General features: G+C 73.4%; 4 protein-coding genes. 2 read left to right on the top strand and 2 right to left on the bottom strand.

What is annotated here, in order from left to right; genetic code table 11:
• On the bottom strand, nucleotides 1-1,518 hold a 1,518-nt coding region (locus Q0195_RS00105; protein WP_299272933.1), incomplete at its 3' end, for a transketolase.
• 266 nt (nucleotides 1,519-1,784) lie between these two features.
• Between Q0195_RS00105 and Q0195_RS00100 the strand changes: the two genes are divergently transcribed.
• A complete protein-coding gene (locus Q0195_RS00100; RefSeq protein ID WP_299272930.1) occupies nucleotides 1,785-2,759 on the top strand; it encodes a heme o synthase in 975 nt (324 codons plus the stop codon).
• Between the two features lie 52 nt (nucleotides 2,760-2,811).
• The gene (gene xerD / locus Q0195_RS00095) at nucleotides 2,812-3,753 is read left to right on the top strand and encodes a site-specific tyrosine recombinase XerD (RefSeq protein ID WP_299272935.1); all 942 of its coding nucleotides are present in this window, start codon (nucleotides 2,812-2,814) and stop codon (nucleotides 3,751-3,753) included.
• Nucleotides 3,754-3,776: 23 nt separating this feature from the next.
• Here xerD and Q0195_RS15770 read toward each other — a convergent pair whose 3' ends face one another.
• Nucleotides 3,777-4,709 (bottom strand): Rv0909 family putative TA system antitoxin, encoded by a 933-nt coding sequence (locus Q0195_RS15770; RefSeq protein ID WP_366518061.1) that lies wholly within the window; start codon nucleotides 4,707-4,709, stop codon nucleotides 3,777-3,779.
• Nucleotides 4,710-4,968: the final 259 nt, after the last annotated feature.

Genomic DNA, 4,968 nt, shown 5'->3' with positions numbered 1-4,968 from the left:
GAGGTGCTCGACCGGCTGGTGGGTCGGGCCGTCCTCACCCAGGCCGATGGAGTCGTGGGTCCACACGAAGGTCGAGGGGATCCCCATGAGCGCGGCGAGCCGCACCGCCGGGCGCATGTAGTCGGAGAACGTGAGGAAGGTACCGCCGTAGGGCCGGGTGAGCCCGTGGAGGGCGATGCCGTTGAGGATCGCGCCCATGCCGTGCTCACGGATGCCGAAGTGCAGCGTGCGCCCGTACGGGTTGCCGGGGAACATCGCGCTGGAGCGCTCGACCGGCAGGAAGGACTGCTCGCCCTTCATCGTCGTGTTGTTCGAGCCGGCGAGGTCGGCGGAGCCGCCCCACAGCTCGGGCAGCACCGGGGCGAGGGCCGAGAGGACCGAACCGGAGGCGGAGCGGGTGGACACGTCCTTGCCGGCCTCGAAGGTGGGCAGCGCGTCGGCCCAGCCGTCGGGGAGCTCGCCCGCCTGCAGCCGGTCGAGCAGCGCGGCGCCCTCGGGGTTGGCGGTACGCCAGGCCTGGAAGGAGGTCTCCCACTCGGCCCGGGCGGCCGCTCCGCGGTCGCGGACCTTGCGCACGTGGGCGATGACCTCGTCGGCCACCTCGAAGTCCTGCTCGGGGTCGAAGCCGAGGACCTCCTTCAGGGCGCGGACCTCCTCGGCGCCGAGCGCGGAGCCGTGGATCGCGCCGGTGTTCTGCTTGGTGGGGGAGGGCCAGCCGATGATCGTGCGCAGCGCGATGATCGTGGGTCGGCCGGTCTCCGCCTCGCCGGCGCGGATCGCGGCGAGCAGCGCGTCGACGTCCTCCTCGTAGGTGGTGTCGCCCTTCGTCCAGTCGACCCGCTCCGTGTGCCAGCCGTAGGCGGCGTACCGGGCGAGCACGTCCTCGTGGAAGGCGATGTTCGTGTCGTCCTCGATGGAGATGCGGTTGTCGTCCCAGATGACGATGAGGTTGCCCAGCTGCTGCAGGCCGGCGAGCGCGCTGGCCTCGTGGGTCACGCCCTCCTGGAGGTCGCCGTCGGAGGCGATGACGTAGACGCGGTGGTCGAAGGGACTGGTGCCCGGGGCGGCGTCGGGGTCGAGCAGGCCGCGGGTGCGGCGGGCGGCCATGGCCATGCCGACGGCGTTGGCCAGGCCCTGGCCGAGCGGGCCGGTGGTCACCTCGACACCCTCGGTGTGGCGGTACTCGGGGTGGCCCGGGGTCTTGGAACCCCAGGTGCGCAGCGCCTTGATGTCGTCGAGCTCCAGGCCGTAGCCGGAGTAGTAGAGCTGGATGTACTGCGTGAGTGCCGTGTGCCCGGCGGAGAGCACGAAGCGGTCACGGCCCAGCCAGTGCGGGTCGGACGGGTCGTGCCGCATGACGTTCTGGTAGAGCAGGTAGGCGGCCGGGGCCAGGCTCATCGCGGTCCCGGGGTGACCGCTACCGGCCTTCTGGACGGCGTCCGCCGCGAGGACGCGCGCGGTGTCGACCGCGCGTCGGTCGAGGTCGTTCCATCCGGTCTGGCTGGGGCTGTTGCTCACTCATTCTCCTCGGTGTACGGCTGGACCCTCCGGCCGGGACCGGTCGGAGGACACGGATGTGGCCGACCCTATCCGTCGCTCCCACCAGGAGCGCGACGGTTGCCAACTCGTGCCGCGCCGCCCACTGTGAGCAAGTCGGCACCGGCGCGCACCGCAGGGGTGGCGGGACCGGCCAGGATCAACCGTAGGATGGTCCAACCCGCGTTGTCCGCGACGGTCGGAACGCGAGATGGGGAGTGGAACGACGCGTGCGTAGTCTGCAATCGGTGCCCGAGCGCCAGACCCAGGAGGTGGCACCCCACGTGTCCGACCGCTCGACCCTCCGGTCCAGCCCCGGGCCTGCCGGCCCGAGCACCAGCCGGGCGGACCGCGTCCGCGCCTACGTGGCGCTGACCAAGCCCCGCATCGTCGAGCTGCTCCTCATCACCACGGTCCCCACGCTCTTCCTCGCCGCCGGCGGGTGGCCGGGGCTGTGGCTCACGGTCGCGACGGTGGTCGGCGGGTACGCGGCCGCCGGGTCGGCGAACACGTGGAACATGATCCTGGACCGGGACATCGACCGGCTGATGAACCGGACCAAGCAGCGGCCGCTGGTCACCGGCGTGCTGTCGGTCCGGCAGGCCGCCGTCTTCGCCACCGTCCTCGGGGTGTTCTCCGTGCTGTGGTTCGGGCTGCTGGTCAACTGGGCCTCGGCCTGGCTCGCCCTGGCGGCGATCGTCATGTACGTCGTCGGGTACACGATGCTCCTCAAGCGACGCACCAGCCAGAACATCGTCTGGGGCGGCGCGGCCGGGTGCATGCCGGTGCTCATCGGCTGGTCCGCGGTCACGGGCACGGTCTCCTGGGCGGCGGTGGTGCTCTTCGGGATCATCTTCTTCTGGACGCCCCCGCACTACTGGCCGCTGTCGATGCGGTTCCGTAAGGACTACGCCCGGGCCGACGTCCCGATGCTGCCGGTGGTGGCGTCCAACGCGACCGTCGCCGCCCAGATCCTCGCCTACGGCGCCGCCATGGTGGCCTGCTCCCTCGTGCTCGTCCCGGTCGCGGGGATGACCTGGGTCTACGCCGTGATCGCCGGGGTCGCCGGGGCCTGGTTCCTCGCCGGCTGTGTCCGGCTGCTCGTCCGGGCGCGCCAGCCCGAGCGTGGCAAGCTCGCCGCCATGAAGGTCTTCCACGCCTCGATCACGTACCTGACGATCGTCTTCGTCGCCGTGGCGGTCGACCCCTTCCTGCCCCTGTAGGGTCCCCCTCGTGTCCCGCACGACGTCCTCTCCGGCCGCGGAGCGGCCGCGCGTGCCGGACCGGGGTCTGCCCGCCGAGCTCGAGCAGGCGCTGGAGGAGTACCTGGCCCACCTCGCCGTCGAGCGGGGGCTGAGCGAGCACACCCTGGCCGCCTACCGCCGCGACCTGCGCCGGTACGCCGCCTACCTGCGCGACCGGGGCCGGGAGCGGCTGGACGACGTCGCCGGGAACGACGTCGCCGAGTACGTCGAGGTGCTGCGGACCGGGTCCGACGGGGGTCGTCCGCTGGCCGTCTCGTCCGCGGGTCGGGCCGTGGTCGCCGTCCGCGGCTGGCACCGGTTCGCCGTGCTCGAGGGGCGGGCCGCCCACGACCCGAGCGCGGACGTGCGCGCCCCGGCGGCGGCGCGGCGCCTCCCCAAGGCGCTGAGCACCGAGGACGTCGAGCGGCTGCTCGAGGCGGCGTCGGTGGGCCAGGGCCCCGTCCCGCTGCGCGACCGTGCGCTGCTCGAGTTGCTCTACGGCACCGGCGCCCGGATCAGCGAGGCGGTCGGGCTCTCGGCCGACGACCTCGACCTCGACGGCGGCACTGTGCGCCTCTTCGGCAAGGGCCGGCGGGAGCGGGTGGTCCCCGTGGGGCGTTACGCCGTCGAGGCGGTGGAGGCCTACCTCGTCCGCGCCCGCCCGCTGCTGGCCCGCGCGGGCCGGGGCACGAGCGCGCTCTTCCTCAACCAGCGGGGTGGGCCGCTGAGCCGGCAGAGCGCGTGGGCGGTGCTGCAGACGGCCGGTGCCCGGGCGGGGCTGGGGGACCGGGTCTCCCCGCACACGCTGCGCCACTCCTTCGCCACCCACCTGCTCGCCGGTGGCGCCGACGTCCGGGTGGTCCAGGAGCTCCTCGGGCACGCGTCGGTGACGACGACGCAGATCTACACCCAGGTCACCGTGCAGGCCATGCGCGAGGTCTACGCCACCGCCCACCCCCGCGCCCGCGGCTGAGCGGGAGGTCGTGAACCGGCCCGTCAGGCCCGGTGCTTGCCCCGGGGGTGCTCCGAGCCGCCGGCGTCGACCTCGGTGTCCGCGCGCCGACGCCCGGAGGGCCGGTCACCGCCGGCGCCCTCGTTGCCGACCCGCTCGTCCGCGGCGTCACGGGCCGCTTCCACCTTGTCGGCGTACTTCCCGCCCGTCACGCGGTTCGCCAGGTCGGCGCCGCGGTCGAGGGCCTGGTCGCTCAGCTGCTCGCCCTTGTCGCTGCTGAGTGCCTGCTTGGCCTTCTTGGCCATGTCGCCGAGTCCCATGTCGACCTCCTCGCCGTTGGTCGCCACCCGGAACGGGGTCGTCGCGACGAGCGCGGCGACGAGCTCCGGACGGCTGCGTACCGACATCTTTGCGTACACCGCCCGCACGTGGTCGTGAACCGTGTGCGGGGAGATGAACAGCGTCGTCGCCACCGCGGCGACGTCCAGGCCCCGCACCCACAGCTCGGTGACCTCACGCTCGCGGGGCGTCAGACCGTGGGCGGCGACGACGACCGGCGCCAGCTCGGAGGGCCGGGCCGGCTCGACGACGACGACGCTGCGATCCTCGCCCAGCCGGGAGCCGTGCAGGACGAGCCACCGTTCGTCGGGGACGAGCAGCCGCACGACCGGCGGCGGCCCGGGGACCGCCCCCTCGGCGACGGCCCGCGCCTGCTGTGCCACCTCGTACACCGCCAGCGGCAGCTCGAGACCACCGGTGGGCACCGGGGCGAGGAGCTCACGGCCCTGCTCGGTCGCCGACATCACCTGTGCTGCGTCGTCGAGGACCACGACACCGGGCCCGGCGTCGTCGGAGGCGGCCGCGGTGAGCAGGTGACCCACGCGCAGGCCGTGTGCGACGTGCCCGGACAGACGGTGCACGACGTCGGCCTCGGCCGCGCCGAACGCCGGCCCGTCCTCGCTGCGCGAGAGGCACACGTGGCCCCACACGACGGCCCCGGTGCGCAGGACGGCGCGCAGCTCGTCCCCGTACCCGTTCGGTGCATAGAGGGTGTGGTGCCGCGTACTGCGGGACAGGTCGCCGCCGGTGGCCGCGCTGAGCCGGGCGACCGGGATCCGCGCGCGCCAGCTGGTGGAACTTGTTGATGTCGGGGTCGAAGATCTCAGTCTCGATGAGGCGCAGGTGCAGCGGTGCTTCGACACCGACGGGCACCACACCGGTGTCGAGCCCGGTGGC

Source organism: uncultured Georgenia sp., assembly GCF_937958535.1.
In the GTDB taxonomy this organism is placed as follows: domain Bacteria; phylum Actinomycetota; class Actinomycetes; order Actinomycetales; family Actinomycetaceae; genus Oceanitalea.
The sequence above is the reverse complement of the archived record's forward strand: the minus strand, read 5'-3'. Positions and strand labels throughout refer to the sequence as shown.